The organism is Cohnella xylanilytica, assembly GCF_014212175.1.
Classification (GTDB): Bacteria; Bacillota; Bacilli; order Paenibacillales; family Paenibacillaceae; genus Cohnella; species Cohnella xylanilytica.
On sequence record NZ_JACJVR010000005.1, the window covers coordinates 146,717 to 164,407 of the forward strand.

General features: G+C 59.3%; 20 protein-coding genes and 1 pseudogene. 14 read left to right on the forward strand and 7 right to left on the reverse strand.

Features of this window, described 5'->3' with window-relative positions; genetic code table 11:
* Nucleotides 1-186 precede the first annotated feature (186 nt).
* Nucleotides 187-1,020, reverse strand: coding sequence for a biotin transporter BioY (locus H7B90_RS02480; RefSeq protein ID WP_221481889.1), 834 nt, complete (start codon nucleotides 1,018-1,020; stop codon nucleotides 187-189).
* A gap of 98 nt (nucleotides 1,021-1,118) precedes the next feature.
* Between H7B90_RS02480 and H7B90_RS02485 the strand changes: the two genes are divergently transcribed.
* Entirely contained in the window at nucleotides 1,119-1,973 is an 855-nt protein-coding gene (locus H7B90_RS02485; protein WP_185134280.1) for an ATP-binding cassette domain-containing protein, read from the forward strand.
* On the forward strand, nucleotides 1,960-3,621 hold the full coding sequence (locus H7B90_RS02490; protein WP_185134281.1) for an ATP-binding cassette domain-containing protein: 1,662 nt from the start codon (nucleotides 1,960-1,962) through the stop codon (nucleotides 3,619-3,621). Before H7B90_RS02485 ends, H7B90_RS02490 begins: the two co-directional genes overlap by 14 nt.
* A 107-nt stretch (nucleotides 3,622-3,728) precedes the next feature.
* On the opposite strand, the gene H7B90_RS02495 is transcribed toward H7B90_RS02490, so the two are convergent.
* A complete protein-coding gene (locus tag H7B90_RS02495; protein ID WP_185134340.1) occupies nucleotides 3,729-4,061 on the reverse strand; it encodes a winged helix-turn-helix transcriptional regulator in 333 nt (110 codons plus the stop codon).
* 223 nt (nucleotides 4,062-4,284) lie between these two features.
* On the opposite strand from H7B90_RS02495, the gene H7B90_RS02500 reads away from it, so the two are divergent.
* The 12 genes from H7B90_RS02500 (at nucleotide 4,285) to H7B90_RS02560 (ending at nucleotide 13,367) form a co-directional block, all read left to right on the forward strand.
* Nucleotides 4,285-5,703: an MFS transporter gene (locus H7B90_RS02500; protein ID WP_185134282.1), complete on the forward strand. Its 1,419-nt coding sequence runs from the start codon at nucleotides 4,285-4,287 to the stop codon at nucleotides 5,701-5,703.
* Between the two features lie 180 nt (nucleotides 5,704-5,883).
* Entirely contained in the window at nucleotides 5,884-6,720 is an 837-nt protein-coding gene (locus tag H7B90_RS02505; RefSeq protein ID WP_185134283.1) for a phosphotransferase family protein, read from the forward strand.
* 197 nt (nucleotides 6,721-6,917) lie between these two features.
* Nucleotides 6,918-7,247: a hypothetical protein gene (locus H7B90_RS02510; protein ID WP_185134284.1), complete on the forward strand. Its 330-nt coding sequence runs from the start codon at nucleotides 6,918-6,920 to the stop codon at nucleotides 7,245-7,247.
* Between the two features lie 67 nt (nucleotides 7,248-7,314).
* Complete coding sequence (locus tag H7B90_RS02515) at nucleotides 7,315-7,755, forward strand: hypothetical protein (protein ID WP_185134285.1); 441 nt, start codon at nucleotides 7,315-7,317, stop codon at nucleotides 7,753-7,755.
* A 225-nt stretch (nucleotides 7,756-7,980) separates the two neighbouring features.
* Nucleotides 7,981-8,187 (forward strand): hypothetical protein, encoded by a 207-nt coding sequence (locus H7B90_RS02520; protein ID WP_185134286.1) that lies wholly within the window; start codon nucleotides 7,981-7,983, stop codon nucleotides 8,185-8,187.
* On the forward strand, nucleotides 8,184-8,999 hold the full coding sequence (locus H7B90_RS02525; protein WP_260410671.1) for an aminoacyl-tRNA deacylase: 816 nt from the start codon (nucleotides 8,184-8,186) through the stop codon (nucleotides 8,997-8,999). Before H7B90_RS02520 ends, H7B90_RS02525 begins: the two co-directional genes overlap by 4 nt.
* A 14-nt stretch (nucleotides 9,000-9,013) precedes the next feature.
* A complete protein-coding gene (locus H7B90_RS02530; RefSeq protein WP_185134287.1) occupies nucleotides 9,014-9,574 on the forward strand; it encodes a histidine phosphatase family protein in 561 nt (186 codons plus the stop codon).
* A gap of 6 nt (nucleotides 9,575-9,580) precedes the next feature.
* Nucleotides 9,581-9,952 carry a hypothetical protein gene (locus H7B90_RS02535; RefSeq protein WP_185134288.1) on the forward strand — a complete coding sequence of 124 codons (372 nt, stop codon included), beginning with the start codon at nucleotides 9,581-9,583 and terminating at the stop codon, nucleotides 9,950-9,952.
* A 129-nt stretch (nucleotides 9,953-10,081) separates the two neighbouring features.
* A complete protein-coding gene (locus H7B90_RS02540) occupies nucleotides 10,082-10,897 on the forward strand; it encodes a DUF2935 domain-containing protein (protein ID WP_185134289.1) in 816 nt (271 codons plus the stop codon).
* A 254-nt stretch (nucleotides 10,898-11,151) separates the two neighbouring features.
* On the forward strand, nucleotides 11,152-11,376 hold the full coding sequence (locus H7B90_RS02545) for a WCX domain-containing protein (protein WP_185134290.1): 225 nt from the start codon (nucleotides 11,152-11,154) through the stop codon (nucleotides 11,374-11,376).
* 129 nt (nucleotides 11,377-11,505) lie between these two features.
* Nucleotides 11,506-11,619 (forward strand): TfoX/Sxy family DNA transformation protein, encoded by a 114-nt coding sequence (locus H7B90_RS02555; RefSeq protein WP_185134291.1) that lies wholly within the window; start codon nucleotides 11,506-11,508, stop codon nucleotides 11,617-11,619.
* A gap of 317 nt (nucleotides 11,620-11,936) precedes the next feature.
* Nucleotides 11,937-13,367: an FAD/NAD(P)-binding protein gene (locus H7B90_RS02560; RefSeq protein WP_185134292.1), complete on the forward strand. Its 1,431-nt coding sequence runs from the start codon at nucleotides 11,937-11,939 to the stop codon at nucleotides 13,365-13,367.
* 36 nt (nucleotides 13,368-13,403) lie between these two features.
* On the opposite strand, the gene H7B90_RS02565 is transcribed toward H7B90_RS02560, so the two are convergent.
* The 5 genes and pseudogenes from H7B90_RS02565 to H7B90_RS02585 form a co-directional block, all read right to left on the reverse strand.
* Entirely contained in the window at nucleotides 13,404-14,495 is a 1,092-nt protein-coding gene (locus H7B90_RS02565) for a Ger(x)C family spore germination protein (protein ID WP_185134293.1), read from the reverse strand.
* Nucleotides 14,492-14,755 carry a hypothetical protein gene (locus H7B90_RS02570; RefSeq protein ID WP_185134294.1) on the reverse strand — a complete coding sequence of 88 codons (264 nt, stop codon included), beginning with the start codon at nucleotides 14,753-14,755 and terminating at the stop codon, nucleotides 14,492-14,494. Before H7B90_RS02570 ends, H7B90_RS02565 begins: the two co-directional genes overlap by 4 nt.
* Nucleotides 14,756-14,767: 12 nt before the next feature.
* The gene (locus tag H7B90_RS02575; RefSeq protein ID WP_185134295.1) at nucleotides 14,768-15,583 is read right to left on the reverse strand and encodes a GerAB/ArcD/ProY family transporter; all 816 of its coding nucleotides are present in this window, start codon (nucleotides 15,581-15,583) and stop codon (nucleotides 14,768-14,770) included.
* Entirely contained in the window at nucleotides 15,580-16,920 is a 1,341-nt protein-coding gene (locus H7B90_RS02580; RefSeq protein ID WP_185134296.1) for a spore germination protein, read from the reverse strand. The genes H7B90_RS02575 and H7B90_RS02580 overlap by 4 nt, the downstream gene beginning before the upstream one ends.
* 147 nt (nucleotides 16,921-17,067) lie before the next feature.
* Nucleotides 17,068-17,479 (reverse strand): annotated as a pseudogene (locus tag H7B90_RS02585) (VOC family protein).
* Nucleotides 17,480-17,691 lie beyond the last annotated feature (212 nt).

Consider the following 17,691-nt stretch of genomic DNA (forward strand, 5'->3'; position numbering starts at 1 on the left):
GCCGGTCATTGAGGAATCGATGCCAAATAAAAGCTACCCTCTACCTTATGCGCAGGGGTATCCGCTTGCTTGTACATTCGTCCCCGGGACGTTGGCGGCGGCGCGCCGGCCAAGACGAAAGGCTTCCGCCCGGCGGAGAGCGCCGGGCGGAAGCCCTTGAAGAGAGCAGAATGGCAGGGAAGCGAATCACTTGGCCGGACGCTTCCGGGAAGCCGGCCGGAGCGGCGGAACGAACGGGCGAAGAGCGCCGATCAGCAGGGCGGCGACGACCGTCTTGATCGAATCGCCCAGCAGGAACGGGTAGCAGCCCAGCGACATCGCCTTGGCGAACGACAAATTCGCTTTGTAGGCGAGCCAAGGGACTCCTCCGGCATAGACGAGAAGGGCGCCCCCGACGAAGAGGGTTACCGCCAGCGCGACGAGCCGGGCCGGAGCGAGCCGGCGCCCATGTTCGCGGAACAGGCGATCGCTGACCCATCCGATGAACAGCGCCGCGAACGGGAACATCCAGATGAAGCCGCTTGTCGGGCCGTAGAGCGCGGCGAGTCCGCCATTGCCATGGATGAGGGGCAGCCCGGTCGCGGTCAGCAGAATGACGACGGCGATGCTCCAGAAGCCGTAGAACGCCCCGAGCAGCCCTCCGGCCAGCATGACGGCCAGCGTCTGCAGCGTGATCGGCACCGGGGAGAAGCCGAGCGGCACCGAGAGGGAGCTGAAGGCGATGAACAGGGCGCCGAACAAAGCGGTGAAGACGACGCCCCGCAGCCACCCGACGGAAGGGGAGGATGCGATGGCGACGGTGCCGGCCGGCTGCCGCGGGGATGGCGGGGAACCGTTCGGCGCCCCCCGGCTCGTCGAAGGTTCCGCGATTCCTCCGGTTTTAACCTCCGTATTATCGGTTCCCGCCGATGCGGAGGCGGCTGATAATTCGGATTCGGATGCCGTTGCGGTTTCGTTTCTCGTTTCGTTTCTCGTTGCGGATGCGGATTCGGTTGCGTGAGGCGTGGTCGAAGTCGGCATTGTCAAAAACCCCTTTCAAATGTTAACCTATGTATGAGTTGGTGGTTAACAATTGGCATTTTAACATGGGATCACCGGATTGGGAAGAGGGAAAATCGATGGTTGACCATCAGGAGGCCGACGATCTGATCGTGTCGGGTCTATCGGTCTATACGGATGCGGTAGACGGCGCGGATCGGTCAAGGCTTGAGGAAGTCGAATTGAAGCTATCGCGCGGCGAGTGGCTGAACCTGGTCGGCGTCAACGGCAGCGGCAAGTCGACGCTCGCCCGCGTGCTGGCCGGATTGCCGGAGGCGGGAGCCGTCGGTTCGATGCGGCGCGGCTTCGCCGGGGAGGAGCCGGCGGCCTACGTCATGCAGCAGCCGGATACGCAGCTGTTCGGACAGACGCCGCGCGAGGAGATGGCGTTCGTCCTGGAGTGGCAGGGCGTTCCGGCGTCGGAGCTTCCGCAGACGGCCGAACGGATGCTGGCGCGCGCGGATTTAAGCGCCTTCGCCGACGAGCCGTGGGCGAGACTGTCCGGGGGCCAGCGGCAGCTCGCCGTCGCGGCCGCCGCGGCGGGGCGATCCCGTCTGATCGTGTTCGACGAAGCGACTTCCATGCTCGACGGGGCCGCCGCCGCCCGGGTGCGCGCGATAGCCCGAGAGCTTCACGCTGCGGGAACCGCCGTCGTCTGGGTGACCCAGCGGCTCGAGGAGCTGGAGCCTGAACGGCGCGTCGTCGCCATGGCGGATGGCCGGATCGCGTTCGACGGGAGCGGCAGAGAGTTTATCTACGGCCGGCATCCGCTGCGGGAGGAGCCGCCGTGCCTTCGCTGCGGTCTGCGGCTGCCGTATCTCGCTTCGCTCGCGCTTGAACTTTATCGGTCGGGGCATCTCGACGCCCCTCTGCCGATGAACGAGTCGGAATGGAGCGGCATTCGCGGGAGGGCGGGAACCGATGAAGCCATTTAACGGGATGGAAGCCGCGCCCTTGCGGATCGTCGGAGCGGACAAGCGGGAGATCGTCCTGCGGCAAGGAGAGATCGCGGTCCTGCTCGGACCGAACGGCGCGGGGAAAACGAGCCTGCTTGAGATCGCGGCCGGCCTGCGGGAGCCCGGGGATCTTGGCGTCTCGTACGGGGACGAGCCGCTCTGGCTGGAGCGCGGCAGAGGTCGCCGCTCCCTGAACGCATCGGCCTTGCGCCGGTACGCATACGCCTCCCAGGCGCCGGAGGAGCAGCTGTTCGCCCGCACGGCGCAGGAGGAGCTGGAAGCCGCGCTGAAGCCGTACCGCTTAACGGCGGAGCGTCATGCCGAGCGAATCGCCTGCGGGCTCGAAGCGGTCGGCTGGGACGCCTCCTGGGCGTCCCGCAACCCGTTCCGGATGAGCGGCGGCGAGAGAAGAAGGCTGGCGCTCGCCTGCTTGTTCGCTTCTCCGGCCGATTGGCTGCTGCTCGACGAGCCGGCGGCCGGACTCGACGCGCCCGGCCAGCGGCTCGTCTCCCGCCAACTCACGAAGATGAAGGAGTCCGGCGTCGGCGTGCTGCTCGTCTCCCATGACAGCGAATGGTCTCTCGCGCTGGCGGATCGGGTTCTCCTGCTGTCTCCGGACGGAGACCTTCGTTCGTGCGGCCGGGACGAGCTGCTGCGCAACCCGCAATGGTGGGAAGAGGCCGGAATGACCGTCCCGGATTGGTTAAGAACGGTCAACCCCTTGCTCGAAGCCGGAGTACCGCCCGAGCTTCTATGGAATCCTTCCGCATTGGCGGCGGAGTGGATACGCTTGGAGCGCGAACCGGAGCGACGCCGGCGTACGTCCGTCGCCAGCGTCAGCCAAGCGTCCTCCATCCGAACGAAGTTCCGCCCCCGGACCGACCGCTCCGGCCGCTCGCGATCCACGCCGCTCGCCGCCTTCGATCCGCGATCGGTCTGGCTCTCGTACGTTCTGCTGTCGTTCGCCATCTTCTCGATCCGTTCCTGGACCGGCATCGCCGCGTCCGCCATCGCCGCTCTCGCGGCGACGGCGCTCGCGCGGATTCCGGTCTGGAGATGGCGTCTTCCGATCGCCGGCTTCATTCTCTTCTCGGCGGTCGTGTCGCTCGTGGCCGGATGGGGAGGCGGGCGTTCGTTCGATCCGGACGCGTTCCTGAAGTCTCTCCATTCCTTGACGCGCACGCTGCTCGTCATGCTGCTCGGTCTCGGTCTGGCGACGGCGATCACTCCGCTGCGCCTGCGCCGGTCGCTCGAGCAGCTGCTGTCGTTCAGAGGGCGATTGGCGGGGCCGATGCCAAAATTCATTTTAACGGTCACGCTTATGCTCCGGTTCATCCCGGTTCTCGTCGGCGAATGGGAGAGGTTCGCCCGGCTGACCGTCGCCCGTTCCAAGGAGACGAGTCGGGGGCCCCTCGCCGCGGCTAGGCGCGTCATCCATACGACGATGCCGTTCATGCTGTCGCTGTTCCGCCTCGGAGATCAGATCGCCGCGGCGCTGGAGAGCCGGGGCGTCGGCCGCCGCCGCTATCCGACGGTCCCTCGCGTCCTGCGCTGGCGGAAGCGGGACCTCGCGCTGTCCCTGATCTCGCTCGCTGTCTCGGCGCTGCTGTGGCGGTGGGGAGGGTAGCGGGTTAACGGACGGGTTCCGGACAACAGCAAGCCTTCCTCCCTTGCAATGAAGGAGGAAGGCTTTTTTTACTTGGCTTTATACATAGCTTTGTCACGACCGCAGCCTTATAGGCCCGAATCGCCGCGCTCCGGGAGTTTCCCTTGAATGTAACGCTCCCCCCAGTCGCACATCACGTCGATGACCGGCCGAAGCGATTCGCCCAGCTCGCTCAATTCGTAGACGACCTTCGGCGGCACTTGATTATAGACGGTCCTCAGAATCACTCCGTCCTCCTCCAATTCCCGGAGCTGCTGGGTTAACATTTTTTGCGTGATTTCCGGAATCAATTTTTTGAGCTCGCTCGTCCGTTTAGGTCCATAGGTTAGGTGGCACAGAATAAGCGTTTTCCACTTTCCGCCGATAACTTCCAACGTGGCTTCCACGGGGTACTCATACATTTGCTGCAAGGTCGTTTTCAAGGGGATTTTCCTCCCGCTCTCCCGAATTTATAGGTACTTATTTGTTCCTATCGTACTTTTAGGTGTTAATGACACTTTAAAGTACGTACTTTTTGTTTCTGATTATATGATAGATAATCTCCTTGTGCCAATACGGATGCGGATTCTCCGAAGAGCCGTCTCCGCCGTTGGCGAATGATAGCGAGGAGGTAGGTATCTCATTATGATTCAAAGCAATCCAGACACGCGTACGGCCGTCCGTCCTTCATGGGGGCTGCTGCTCGTATTATGCGGAGCGATCTTCCTGGAAGGGATCGACGTCTCGATGATGGGCGTGGCTCTGCCTTCGATCCGCTCCGAGCTCGACATGTCGACCGGATCGCTTCAATGGGTCGTTAGCGCCTACGTGCTCGGGTATGGCGGCTTCATGCTTCTGGGGGGGCGCGCGGCGGATTTGTTCGGACGGAGGAAAATGTTCCTGTTCTGGCTCGCCGTCTTTCTCGTCTTCTCGGGGCTCGGAGGGCTGGCGACCGAAGGGTGGATGCTGATCGTCGCCCGGTTCGTGACGGGCATAAGCGCGGCGTTCATGACACCGGCCGGCTTGTCCATCATCACGACGAGCTTCGCGGAAGGTCCGGCCCGCAACCGGGCGCTGCTGGTGTATGCCGGGACGGCGGCGGCCGGCTTCTCTCTCGGGCTGGTCGTAGGAGGGATCTTAAGCGAATTCAGCTGGCGGTTGGTCTTCTTCGGTCCGGTTCTCCTGTCGCTCGTCCTCCTTCTCTCGGCGATTCGCCTCATCCCGCCCGTCAGCCGGCCGGAGCGATCGGGACAAGGCTTCGATCTGCCCGGAGCGATCAGCGTTACCGGGGCGATGCTGCTTCTGGTCTACGGGGTGGTAGAAGCCCCCAACCTGGGTTGGAGCCGGACGCTTATCGCGATCGCCTGCAGCGCCGCGCTTCTCGGCCTCTTCGTCGCGATCGAACGACGCTCCGCTTCTCCGCTGGTTCGTCTCGGCATCTTCGCGACGGGATCGCTGGTGCGGGCCAACCTCGGCGCGATGCTGTTCGCCGGTTCCTTCTTCGGCTTCCAGTTCGTAGCCGTCCTCTACCTGCAGGAGCTGCGCGGCTGGTCTTCGCTCGAGACGGGGCTCGCCCTGCTGGCCGTCGGGGCGGATGCCGTGCTCGCCCCCACGTTAACTCCGAAGCTGGTGCAGCGATTCGGCAATCTCCCGGTTATCGTCGGAGGCTTCTGCCTGGCAGCCGCGGCATACGCGCTATTCCTGCCGCTCGGACTCGATTGGACGTATGCGGCCATGTTCCCGACGATGATCCTGACCGGGCTCGCCTTCTCGCTGACTTACGGTCCGCTCACGATCGCCGCCACGGAAGGAATCGCCGAAGAAGAACAAGGACTGGCCAGCGGCTTGTTGAACGCTTCGTTCCAATTCGGCGCCGCTCTCGGGTTGGCTATCGTCACGGCCGTCAACATCGCCGCCACCGGCCCCGATTCGTCCCCGCAATCGCTGCTGGATGGGTACCGCGCCGCGTTAATCGTGCCGATCGCGGCATCCGTCCTCGGGATCGTCGTTATCTCGTTCGGCCTTCGCCGACGAGAATCCGCCGCTTGCTCGAGCTCCTTATGATCGGTAAATCCCGGTAAACAGGGATTTGTCCGGATTCTGCGGGGATATACTTAATGTGGTTAATAACTTAGCCTGCTTCGTTCCGACCATCGGCGGCGAACGAGCAGGCTCTTTTTCATACCCATTAATGGGTTTGTTTGGTATGATGAATAGATGAAGTCATGGGAGAAGAGGGATGCGATGAGAGCCGGAGAACGCATCGGCCAAGGCAATACGGCGGACGTATTCGAGTGGGGCGCCCATGAAGTCCTCAAGCTTTTTCACGAACGGCATTGGGCCTTGGAGGAAGCGCGCAACGCGGAGCGGATCGGCGGGCTCGGATTAAGAACCCCGGCATTCGGAGGCGTCGTCGAATATGAAGGACGGCTTGGGATCGTATACGAACGGGTTGACGGGCCTACGATGCTGCGCTCGATCGACCCGAACGAAGCCAGCGTCGCCCGGAATGCGCGGTTGATGGCCTCTCTTCAAGTCGAGATTCAGAGCGTCGAACACGAGCTCGAGCCGAATCTGATCGAAGAATTGACGCGCAAGATCAAGGCTGCTTCGTGCCTTACGGACGTGCAGAAGGAGGCTCTCCTTCGTCTTGCGGGAACGATGCCCGTGGGCCGTTCGCTTTGCCATTATGATTTTCACCCCGATAATATCGTCATATCTCCCGGAGGACCTGTCGTTATCGATTGGATGAACGTGCTAGTGGGAGATCCGGCCGCCGACGCGGCCCGCACGGCCATGATGTTCCAGTCGACGGCCGTTCCCCCGGGAGCGCCTGCCTGGTTGGCGGAAGGGAGTTACCGACAATCGTTTTACCGGGAGTATATGGCCGAGTATCGGATCTTGACCGGAATCGGGCAAGACGAGATCGAGAGCTGGATGCTGCCCACGTTAGGCGCGCGAATCGTCGAGATGAGAGGCGGATGGCAGACGGAGATTCTGAATCGTGTGGAAGATGGCTTGAAGAGGTTGGCTGGAGCGTTAACGAATCGAGTTGGTCTTCGGCAGGAAGATGGCAATTAGAAGCTTCTCTCGGCGGGCAGAAGGCAGGCGCTATTGTCGTTAATGTGGTTAATTTATCTGAAATAGTCGAATAAGGGCACACGGTTTTATTTAATGAGATTAAAAAATGTCGATTATAAACGAACGATGGAGCATCGATCGGCTTTTGTTTAATGATATTAAATTTCAGGAGTGGAGGTTCGCGTATTATTAGTCGTATGTTATTGCTGGCCGGCATTCTGGTCCTCCTAACCGCTTGTTCATCGACCCAAGATCGCTTTATCGGCGAATGGGAGTCGAGACAGGCCTCTCAAGTCGAAGGGAAGCATTTTGAATGGATCGATTACACCAAGTGGATCGTAGAAGAGAAAGAAATCCGATTTTATAAAAGCGATTCCGGCGATGTTCCGGCGGCTCGACATTCCTACGAACGGAAATCCAAAAATGAAATCGTAATGGAAGGTCAAACGTATGGAATCGAGACGAACGAGAAGACGTTAATCTTCAAAGGCAGCGAATTCGAGATTCAGTTTGACCGAACCGAGTAGGATCAGACGCTATCTTTAACAGGTTATATTTATTAATTACGTTAATTAAATACGGGAGGAGAAGGGGATGATCGATAAGAAGAGACATATCCATATCGCCTCGGAAGGCTGGGCTGACGATTCGGAAGATGCTCACGAGACGGTGGTCGTCACCTTTCCGGATTCGACGACATGGATCTGCGACTTTTACACCTTCAAATGCATCGAGTCGATAAGGAAGGGTTACGCCATAAGCGGCGGATGTTTAAACGGCGCCTATTGGTGTCCATCGACCCCGGTTATTATTGTCGATAACGTTAGCCGGCAGCGCATCGAGCAAGCCGTCGACGATCTCATCGATAACAAAGGATTCGATTATTATTTCGAGTACTTCGGCCGCGTCGAGGAACGGCATGTCCGGAACTCCAGGTTAACCTGCGCATTCCGGGCGCGGTGCCGACGATCGTCCAACGAGCGAAGGAGAACGGGTTTACCGCCAAGTCGCCAAGGAGACGCTGGAGCGCGATAAGCGAATCGAGTTCGTAGTCGCGGACGGAGGCGAATTTATCCAAGCGAATTCGGAGCGCCGGTACGACCTTTTTTTTCGCGGATACGTGGCCCGGCAAGTTCTATCTGGTCGATGAGGCGCTCGCCGTGGTTGCTTATTCGGAGTCGCGTTCGGACTTTCACCTAAGCAGGATGAATAGGGCGACCGGGCACATCTTGATGAGCCGGAAGGTTTAGGAGGGGGACTATGGGAGAGGCGATCGTTATATGGATTATTGTCGCGTTAGTGTCTTTTCTCCTCTTATATTATGTCATTCGCACCGCGATCGATGAATCCGGACTGAACCGAAACCTGGAAGAGGTCAAGGAGCTGCTCAAGGAGCTTCGATCCAAGGAATCGCAAGGCGAGAAAGTTGAACGCTCCGAAGGAAGCGATAAGGGGGTGGAGGAATGAATCTCGAACCCTATTACGGTCAGCTCATTAAAGTTTACGTAAGCGAAGAGGAGTGGTTTATCGGCGAGCCGATTCGGCCAACATCTTCGGAGGAAGAGGAAGGGAAGGCGTTCGTTGTTCAAGTCGCCATGAGCCCATTGGCCAAATACGCGAAAGGAACAACTACCAAGATAAACGGCAACGACATATGGAAAATCGAAACGCTGGACGAACGGGTTCAGAGCGGAATGCGTCTTACGCAGGAGCATGTGCCCGACATCGAGAAGATGTATCGATTGATGCAGTCCGAGAACCTGCCGAGAAGAGTCCGGTTCGGATGGCTGAAGGCGGAGGAGAACGACGAGCATCAGGAGACGGCAGGGGAAAACGACAATCTTGTATCGATATTGTCCGAGTCTGAAATCGAACACGAATGGATTCCCCACAGCCATCCGATTTTATCGGCGCAGGACGGGGCGGACTACTTCGGAATCGAAGCCGGCCAGACGGCCCCGACTCTGATCCTGAAGTCCGACAGGGACTATCTCGCGATTACGATCTGCGGAGATCATGGACGCATCGATTTGGACGATCTCAAGAAGAGGCTGGATCGCAGCTCGCTGAGGTTGGCCAAGCCTTCGGAGGTCGAAGAGGCGACAGGGTTCGCGATCGGCAGCGTCCCCTTGATCGGGCATCGATTGCCTACCGTGCTGGACAGGCAGTTGAATCGATACTCCCATGTATACGGAGGGACGGGGAATCCCAATGTGACGTTGAAGATCCGACCGGCCGACCTGGAGCGAGTGAATAACGTCATTGCTTATATTCGATAATGGGGGGCTTCAACTTGATAACGATCTATCTCGTCCGCCATTGCGAAGCGGCCGGGCAGGAGCCGGAGGCTCCCCTGACGCCGCAAGGCGAAGAAGCTTCGCTGCGGTTGGCCTCCTACTTCGAGAAGAAGAGCATCGAATCCATCGTGTCGAGCCCTTACGCCCGGGCTATCGCCACCGTTCGGCCGCTCGCCGAGGCGCTCGGCCTTGAGATCGAGATCGACGACCGCTTGAAGGAACGCGTGCTTAGCTCGGCCCCGCTCGAGGATTGGGTCGCCAAGCTGGAGGCCGTTTACGCCGACCTGGATTTGCGCTACGAAGGCGGAGAATCTTCGCGGGAGGCCATGGCGAGGGGGATCTCCGTGCTGGAGAAGCTTCGGAATCGGCCGGAATCCCGATTCGTCCTGGTCACCCATGGGGCGCTGTTGTCGCTCATGCTGAAGCATTACCAACCGGAGATCGGCTTCCGGGAATGGAGCCGGCTCACGAATCCGGATCTATTCCGGCTGGAGTTAGGCGATGCCGAAGCCCGGTTCGAACGAGAGCTGCTGCCATCATCATTTAGCAAAGGATAGAGATGCATGAATCCATCACAAACATCCGAGTGGTTCGAGACGCTGGTCGCGGAATTGGACGATCGCCTGCGTCTCAAAGGTTACGAGAAGAAGAGACACCAGAGCTTGCCGCAATCGACCGGCGCCGGGAACGGCTATGCCGTATTCGAGAACGCGACGGGGCTCGTCAGATTCATCTGGGATGAGCGGGAGAGAGCGTTTATCCTTCGGGTGTACCGCAAGAGAACCTTCGCCATGAATACGTTCCTGCTCGCCTTAAGGGGCAAGCACGACCCGGAGAAGCTGGCGAAGGAATGGAAGCTGACCGGAGAGGAAGCGGAACGGTCGACGATCGAAGAGGCCGTCAGACAGATCGCCGAGACGGTCGCGGAGAGCTGACGGCGAGGCGCAAGCGGCAAGAGGCCTCCGGAATCGCCTAGAATCATCCCTTGCCCTCGCTCATATGTATCATTGTACCCGATAGCACGATCGGAAGACGATGACGATAAGCGAAGGAGGGAATTCGGTTTGAGCTTGCAAGGACACGCCCCTTCGGACGCCTTGTTCGAGCACCGGTTCTGGCTTCAGATTCTGGGCGATCACGCCCGATTTATCTTGAACGGCTTGTCTCCGAAGGAGACGAACGACATCGCCAAGGCGCAGCGCTTCATCGCGGGATTCGACCGTCTTCTCCGGCAAGCCCGCGAGGCGACCGCGGCGACGGATTTGACCGCCTTGAATCAAGCCGCCAACGCGGAGACGATGGCGTTAAGGGACTTCAAGCTGGATCTGCTCTCCCGATCGCTGCTCGGAAAGATCACGATCTCGCTGCCGCCGACGTTCCTGAATCATATGCTTAACGAGCTGGAGGAATATGGCCGGATTCTGACCGCCCTGCTGGCGGGTCAACCGGTTCCAATCTATCATCCTCTGCACCACGATCTCCTCTGGCTACAAGACGCTTACGGACACGCCGGCTCCATCGCTTCCGGCCTCGATCGCGTCGAAGCCGATCTGCTGCACCGCAGCGTCGAATTCGAGAAGCACTTCCAAGCCCTCTACTTGAAGGCGGTCGAGATGGCGGGTTACCTGCGAACCCGGCTCCAGGATTTTCCGCCTATGCGCCGATTCCACGAACAGATCGATCTCGAGATGGCGCTGTTCCGCAAGTTCCTGCACGAGCTGGAGGAGCTGGAACTGAAGGCGGAGTCGCTCGACATCATTAGCCCGCTCATGCCGGACCATATGGCCAGGGAAGAGTGCTACTATCTTCTGAAGCTGGCGCAATCCGGAGCGGTCCCCTCGCCGAACTGCGATCCGACGAAGGCCCGGGTCGAATCTTGAGAACCGATAGCGAAGCGAATCGCGAATCGCCGAACGGTCGACGTTAAATCGACGGTCCGGCGATTTTTCTTTGTCTAACTTCGAACGGTCGATACTCCGGCTTGATGCGAATAATGCTCGAGCGTGACGGTGCTGCCATCGATAAGCGCGAAGCCTTGCTTGCAAGCGGGATGAGACATTAACGTCTTCTCGGCTTGTTTGGCGAGCTCCTCGTTCTCCCAAGCGATCACTTCGATCCAGCGCTTCGAACGGTCTTGGTAATAGACGTCGCGCTGAACGAAGACGGCACCGGCTACCTGGACCGCACGATGAGCGAGTCGTACGTCGACTGGGTCGCATCGTACATGCTCTCGTTAGGCGAGGATGCGCGCGTGATCCAGCCTAGGCAGGTCGTCGACCGAATTCGGGAGACCGTCCGGCAACTATCCAACCTATATAAGGAGGAGGCGGACGAATGGCTCGATCCTCCAAAAAGCTGAATTTGAAAAACATCGGAGCCCGAACCGAAGGGATGTTGCTCGAGATCGGAGTGGACGGCTACGAGTCTTTGAACCGGATCGGGTCCGTCGAGGCGTATCGCCGGCTCCGGGGGGCGCTATCCGGGGAAGGTGAATTTAAACGCTCTATACGCCTTGGAAGCCGCCTTATGGGGGATCCATTGGCTCGAACTGCTGCCGGAGGTCAAGGAAGTGCTCACAGAGAAGTTGGCCGCCCTGGAATAACGCGCCATAACGTCACCCGCCGCGGTCCTTGGCTTCCGAAGCCGAGGAGCCGGAAGCTCTTCGGGCGTTCCCGGCTGTCCGCTCGTGATTATGAACAACGCCCGCCCTCCCCAATTAGACGCCATGACAAAATAAGAGACCGGCTCTTTCGTTTACGGAGACGAAAAGGTAGGATATAGTCATGGTTATGTAATATTTTATGACGCAAAATTGAGATAGATCATCGAAACGGCGATCTGCGTAATATAATATATCGCAATTGAGCCTTCGATGAATCCGAGAAGCTCTTCGCGTCTCCGGGGAAAGGGATGATAGTCATGAGCCTAGAAGCCTTGAACGAGCGAGTCTACACCGACCTGTCTTATCTCGCCTATGGCGGTCCGAACTGGGTAAGGCCGCGCCGGCATCCGGAGGGGCACGTCTACGATGTCGTTATCGTCGGCGGAGGCCAGAGCGGTCTCGGCATCGCCTTCGGGCTGCTGCGGGAGCGGGTGTCCAACATTCTCGTGATCGACGAGAATCCGGAAGGCTTGGAAGGGCCTTGGGAGACGTACGCCCGAATGAGAACGCTGCGTACTCCGAAGCATCTGACGTCGATCGACCTGGGGATTCCGTCGTTAACGTTCCGTTCGTGGTGGGAAGCGCGGTTCGGGCCGGCCGGCTGGGAGAGCCTCGATAAGATCCCGCGGGGCGAATGGATGAACTATTTGCGATGGTACCGCGAGGTGCTTAAGCTGCCCGTCCTCAACGAGACGAAGCTGAAGCTCATCGAGCCGGAAGTCGGAGAAGGGCTTCACCGTCTCCACGTGGAGGGCAACGGCGCTCCGTCCACGCCCCTCTTGGCCCGCAAGGTCGTCCTCGCGACCGGCATCCAGGGCGGGGGGGAATGGCACGTGCCGCCCCTCATCCAAGACCGGCTGCCGTCCCGCCTCTATGCCCATACGTCCGGCCCGTTGGAGATCGAATCGTTGAAGGGGAGGAAAATCGCGATTCTGGGCGGCGGCGCTTCGGCCTTCGACAATGCCAACTTCGCCCTGTCCGCCGGAGCGGCCGAGGTTCACGTCTTCGTGCGGCGCAAGGAATTGCCGCGCATCAATCCCATTCGCCAGATGGAAGGGTCCGGCATGATCGAGCGATTCCCTTCTCTGACGGATGCCGAGAAGTACGCCGTGATGGCGCACTTCTTCAAGCACAACCAGCCTCCGACCAACGACACGTACGACCGCGCCGCATCATGGCCCGGCTTCCGCCTGCATCTGGGCTCGCCTTGGCTCGACGTGGAAGAGAAGGGCGGGCAAGCGTCCGTGACGACGCCGCAAGGAAGGTTCGACTTCGACTTCCTCATCGTCAGCACGGGCTTGCTCACCGATCCGGGCTTGCGGCCGGAGCTGAAGCTCGTGGAGAGCCGCATCGCCCGATGGGGCGACCGGTACGAGGCTCCGAAGGAGATCGCGAGTCCCGTGCTGGACGCGCATCCCTACCTGACGCCCGGCTTCGCCTTCACGAGCCGGGACGAAGAAGGGGAGAGCCTGCTGCACGGCCTGTTCGCCTTCAATTATGGCGCCATGATCAGCTGCGGCCTGTCCGCTTCCGCATTGTCCGGCATGAAGTACGCGATACCGAAGATCGTATCGGCGGTGGCGGATCAGCTGTTCCTCGACGATAAGGAGGACATTCTGGACGATTACTACAATTACGCCGACATCGAGTTCACCGGAGAGTGGCCGAAGGCCAAGATCCGATCTTGAGGCCGCGAGGCCGCGTTACGGACGGCGGCCCGCCTTCTACTTGAGAATTCCCGTCCCGGTAATCTTCACCTTCGTACGGACGTCGAATTCGATCGAGGGGTAGATCCGCTGCCACCTCTTCCAATCGGCATCGCCCCGATAGCGGGCCGCCTTGTACAGCAAGCCGAATCCGAACGGGTCCACCTTCCAGCTCTGGAGCCGGCGAAGCATAGACAGGTACTGCTCGTTGACTTCCTGTCCGGCCGCGACTTCGAATTTGGACCAATCCTGCTCGAATACGGGCGCCTTCGTCTGCTCCACGATGCCGGCTATCTTCACGCGAACGGCGATTCGATCCCGACTCCCGGATCGGATGGAGAAGTCGCGGTCGTACTTCTCCGCGAACAAGGTGAAGTCCAGCCGCGGCGAACGAACGATCATATCCATCTTGCGGTAGGATTGAAGCAGTTCCTTGAACGATTTGGTCTCCCGGGGCGACAGAATGCCGACGAGTCTGGTCTTGTCGAACAACGCGACGCGGTTGATCCGATAGCGATCCCCTTCGGGCTCGATGACCGGCATATACGGATCCAGCCCTTCCTCGTTCAACCTCCGGAAGCAATCGAATAAATAAGCGGTCACCGAGTAGGCCGAGCTCGTTCCGTTCTCCTCGAAGGTCAGGAACAAGGAGTTGCCCGGGAACGTCTCCGACTTGGGCGTGACCTTCAGGACTTCTTCGGCGATCGGGGAACCGACGGCGACGAAGGCGATGCCTTGAATGTCCCTTCTTCGGCTGAAGTAGTCGATCAACGGGTCGACGCTCCTTCGGACGACGGGCTCTCCGAAGACGAGCATCTTCGTATGATTGAAGTCGAGCTCCTTGTCGAACTTCGCTTTGAGCAGCCGAAGAGCCTCGGGGATGGATTCCGCCTGTTCGCTGACCACTTCCGCCTGGCCCGGTCCCTTCTCGGATCCCTTCGAGGGGATTCCAAGCTTCAGCGAGATCTTGTACGGCCCGTTCTCCTCGGCCCGATCCACGCCTATAGCGGTGACGAACAAGCGCTTGTCGATATCTTTGAAGCTGCGGTTCATGCAGCCGCTCAAGAGCAAGGCAAGGACGATCGGAACGAAGATCCAAGCTCTCGTCATCGGCGATTTCTCGTCCTGGCCAGAATATAGACGAGAAGGACAAGCCCCGCTTCGCTCCAGAATCGGCTGGTCAACCAGATCTTGGCGAAGATCAGATTGCGTTTGTCGTCCGCGAAGAACGAGGCGATCAAGGTCAGGACCGCGAAGGAAGCGAGGACGAAGGGGGTCTTCCATCCGATGGAGCCCATTCTCCAATCCCGGCTCCACAGATCGGAGATCAGTCGGCTCCCGACATGCCAGGTGACCGTAGCGAACAACAAGGACAGATTCAGTTAGAGAAGGAGGAACACATAAATAACCCTCTCGACGACCCCGAATTCGATCCGAATGGAGTCGGCCGTAGATACCCAGGCGTTGACATAGCGAATCGCTCCGTGCTCTCCATGGAACCCGATCGGAATCAGGGCGGTAGTCATCAGCGTAAGCAAACCGATAACGGGTACGAGCCCCAGCAGGCGAGGACGGAACGTACCCTCCGATTCTTTGTTGAAGATAGCCAGGTTAATGTAGCCCGTGAACAGGTAAGTGGCCGCCGAGACGACTTCCATATTGGGCCAACGCCATAAGTAATCGCTGACGGCATCCCATACGGCGTACCAATTCATAAAAGGGGTCCCGATCGACTTGTACAGAATCAGCAGGATGAACGGGATGTTCGTGACGATGACGATCTCGAGCAAGTACAACACGGTCCGGGTCTTCTGGGAAGCGCACCAGCCGGCGGCGGCCACCATGACGAAGGCGATCGTCTGGACGGGCATGTCCGGCAGGATATAGCGCTTCATCAGATTGCTGAAGGAGATCAGAACGATTCCGCCCGCGATAAACCAGCTGTACCCCAGATAAATCAAGAGCGGGGCGGAGATCCATCTCGGAAGTCGAGCCTTCAAAATATCGGACAGCGATTGATTCTCGAACGTGCGCATGGCGTTCGCGAACAGAACCGTGAACCCGGTGCTCACCGCCGTGCTCAGCAGTAATCCCGGAACCAGCCCGTTCCTCTGATTGTTCAGCAGGATGTGCGGGACGAAGATAATCGTGTTGATCATCATGCACATCAAGATCGAATAGTAGAAGTAACGGTTCAATTCGAAGTTCCCCTTTGCCCCTTGCGCCTGCCGAAGCTCACGGACGGCTCGCCGACGAAGCCCTTCAAGTAGGGATAGCCGAAGCTTCTCAGGCTGGCGAGATAACAGACGATGCAGAACAAGCCGACGACTGCGCCGAATAGTCCCAACATGCTGGAGATGAGCAAGAGCGGATAACGAACGGCCCGAATCGCGAAGCTCATGGTATTGATCGGAATGACGAAGCTGCTGATAATGACGGCCGAAGTCGTGATGATCATCGCGCTGCTCACGAGCCCCGCCTGCTGGGCGGCTTGGCCCAGGATCAATCCGCCTACCGTCGTCGCCGTCGATCCCATGAACCGGGGCAGCCGGATGCTGGCCTCCGTCATCGCTTCCGCCATGAACAGCATGAACAAGACCTCGACATAGGACTGATAGGGGACGTTCGCGCGGCTTCCCGCCAGCGAGAGGGTCATCTGAACCCGGAACAGCTCGGGGTTGAACGAGATGACGGAGACGTATATCGCCGGGAAGGTGATGGCGATAAACAAGGCGATGTAGCGGAAGAAGACGAGCATCCTCGTAACCCAGTGGGGAAGATACAGGTCGTCCATCGCGGACATGAAGTCGTAGAACACGGCCGGGAACACGAGGGAGAACGGAGTTCCTTCCATCAGAAGGATCGCCTTGCCTTGGGCCAAGTTCAGAACGATCCGGTCGGGACGATCGGTCAGAATCATCGTCGGGAACAAGCTGCGCTTCTGTTTATTGATCAGCTTCTCCAGCTGTCCCGTCGATTGGACGACGTCGGCTTCGACGCGGGCGATTCGGCTCTTGACGTCGGCCAGGACGGCGGGGTCGGCCTTGTCCGCATCGTAGAGAAGCAACGCGGGCGTCCGGGTGACGGCGCCGAGCTGCAGCGACTCCATCCGGAAGCCCGGGGCCGGGTAGCGGTGCCGAATGATGCCCGCGTTCGCCGCGGCGTTCTCGCTTAGCGTGGATTGGGGCCCTTGGACGGTCGTCTCGATATTCGCCTCGCCGGGCTTGTCGTTCCACGTCTTGGAAGCGTCGAACAGGTAGCTCTCCGCTTCCAAGGCGACCAGCACATTCCCGCGGATCAATTCGCCGTAGAGCTCTTCGGACGAGCCGAGCTCGCGGCGCCGGCAGATGGACTCGACGTAGCTCGCCGGTTCGGGGGCCGTCGCGATCGGGTAGATCAGAAGCCTCTCGATCTTGTCCGCGTCGCATACGGGTTGGAAATAATAGAGGCTGATGTTCCCCGGGACGTCCATCCTCCGGCGAACGAATTCTTCGGTTGCCGGAAGCAGCGCCGCGTAATCGTGTACCGTTCCCATCGGGCAGACTCCTTTGCGAGGTCTTGCCTTAACATTCCCCGGCTTCCAAAATTTAACCCCTCATCGTCGACGGGCGGCGACAAGCAAAAATAGCGGCGCCCGGGAAGTTGTCCCGGGGCCGCTATCGTTCATTCACGTCGTCCGCTCTTAGGATTCGCTCTCATGGCTGAACTGCCAATGGATGCCGAACTTGTCCGTCAACTGGCCGTAGCACTTGCTCCAAGGCATCTCTTGCAGCTCCATGTCCACGGACCCGCCTTCCTTCAGCTTGCCGAAGGCATCCCGGATCGCGTTCTCGTCCTTGCTCACGTAGGCGAGAGAGAAGTTGTTCCCTTGTTGGTACGGCATGCCCGGGGTACGTATCGGAGAACATGAGATCGCTGCCCGCGATCGTGAGCTTGGCGTGCATGATCAGATCTTCGGATCCCGGAGGAAGCGGGTGATCCGGGTTAGAGCCGAACGTCATCAGCTGCGGTTCGGGAAGACCGAACACCTGCGCGTAGTACAGGACGACCTCGCGGGTGTTGCCGTTGAAATTCAAATACGCGTTCAAGGGCATGCCAATACACTCCTTTAATGGAATTGGGGATCTCGTCCAAATTGTAGCATACTCCCGCTTCGGTTGGCAAACATATGTTCTATTTTTTTCGCTATTCAATTTTGTCGCGAACGCCGCGCGACAGGACCGACGGATGTTTGAATAGCCCCGGGCCGAGCGGGCCTACTATAATAAAACTACGAATTAAAGAAATCCGGCCGGATCTCCTCTTT

Excerpts from the sequence above, each read along its gene's own strand:
- H7B90_RS02565 (WP_185134293.1), bottom strand. The coding sequence starts at position 14,495 with ATGACGAGAGCTTGGATCTTCGTTCCGATCGTCCTTGCCTTGCTCTTG.
- H7B90_RS02510 (WP_185134284.1), top strand. The coding sequence starts at position 6,918 with ATGTTATTGCTGGCCGGCATTCTGGTCCTCCTAACCGCTTGTTCATCG.
- H7B90_RS02490 (WP_185134281.1), top strand. The coding sequence starts at position 1,960 with ATGAAGCCATTTAACGGGATGGAAGCCGCGCCCTTGCGGATCGTCGGA.
- H7B90_RS02580 (WP_185134296.1), bottom strand. The coding sequence starts at position 16,920 with ATGGGAACGGTACACGATTACGCGGCGCTGCTTCCGGCAACCGAAGAA.
- H7B90_RS02535 (WP_185134288.1), top strand. The coding sequence starts at position 9,581 with ATGAATCCATCACAAACATCCGAGTGGTTCGAGACGCTGGTCGCGGAA.
- H7B90_RS02500 (WP_185134282.1), top strand. The coding sequence starts at position 4,285 with ATGATTCAAAGCAATCCAGACACGCGTACGGCCGTCCGTCCTTCATGG.
- H7B90_RS02515 (WP_185134285.1), top strand. The coding sequence starts at position 7,315 with ATGATCGATAAGAAGAGACATATCCATATCGCCTCGGAAGGCTGGGCT.
- H7B90_RS02495 (WP_185134340.1), bottom strand. The coding sequence starts at position 4,061 with ATGTATGAGTACCCCGTGGAAGCCACGTTGGAAGTTATCGGCGGAAAG.
- H7B90_RS02560 (WP_185134292.1), top strand. The coding sequence starts at position 11,937 with ATGAGCCTAGAAGCCTTGAACGAGCGAGTCTACACCGACCTGTCTTAT.
- H7B90_RS02505 (WP_185134283.1), top strand. The coding sequence starts at position 5,884 with ATGAGAGCCGGAGAACGCATCGGCCAAGGCAATACGGCGGACGTATTC.
- H7B90_RS02485 (WP_185134280.1), top strand. The coding sequence starts at position 1,119 with ATGGTTGACCATCAGGAGGCCGACGATCTGATCGTGTCGGGTCTATCG.
- H7B90_RS02525 (WP_260410671.1), top strand. The coding sequence starts at position 8,184 with ATGAATCTCGAACCCTATTACGGTCAGCTCATTAAAGTTTACGTAAGC.
- H7B90_RS02520 (WP_185134286.1), top strand. The coding sequence starts at position 7,981 with ATGGGAGAGGCGATCGTTATATGGATTATTGTCGCGTTAGTGTCTTTT.
- H7B90_RS02480 (WP_221481889.1), bottom strand. The coding sequence starts at position 1,020 with ATGCCGACTTCGACCACGCCTCACGCAACCGAATCCGCATCCGCAACG.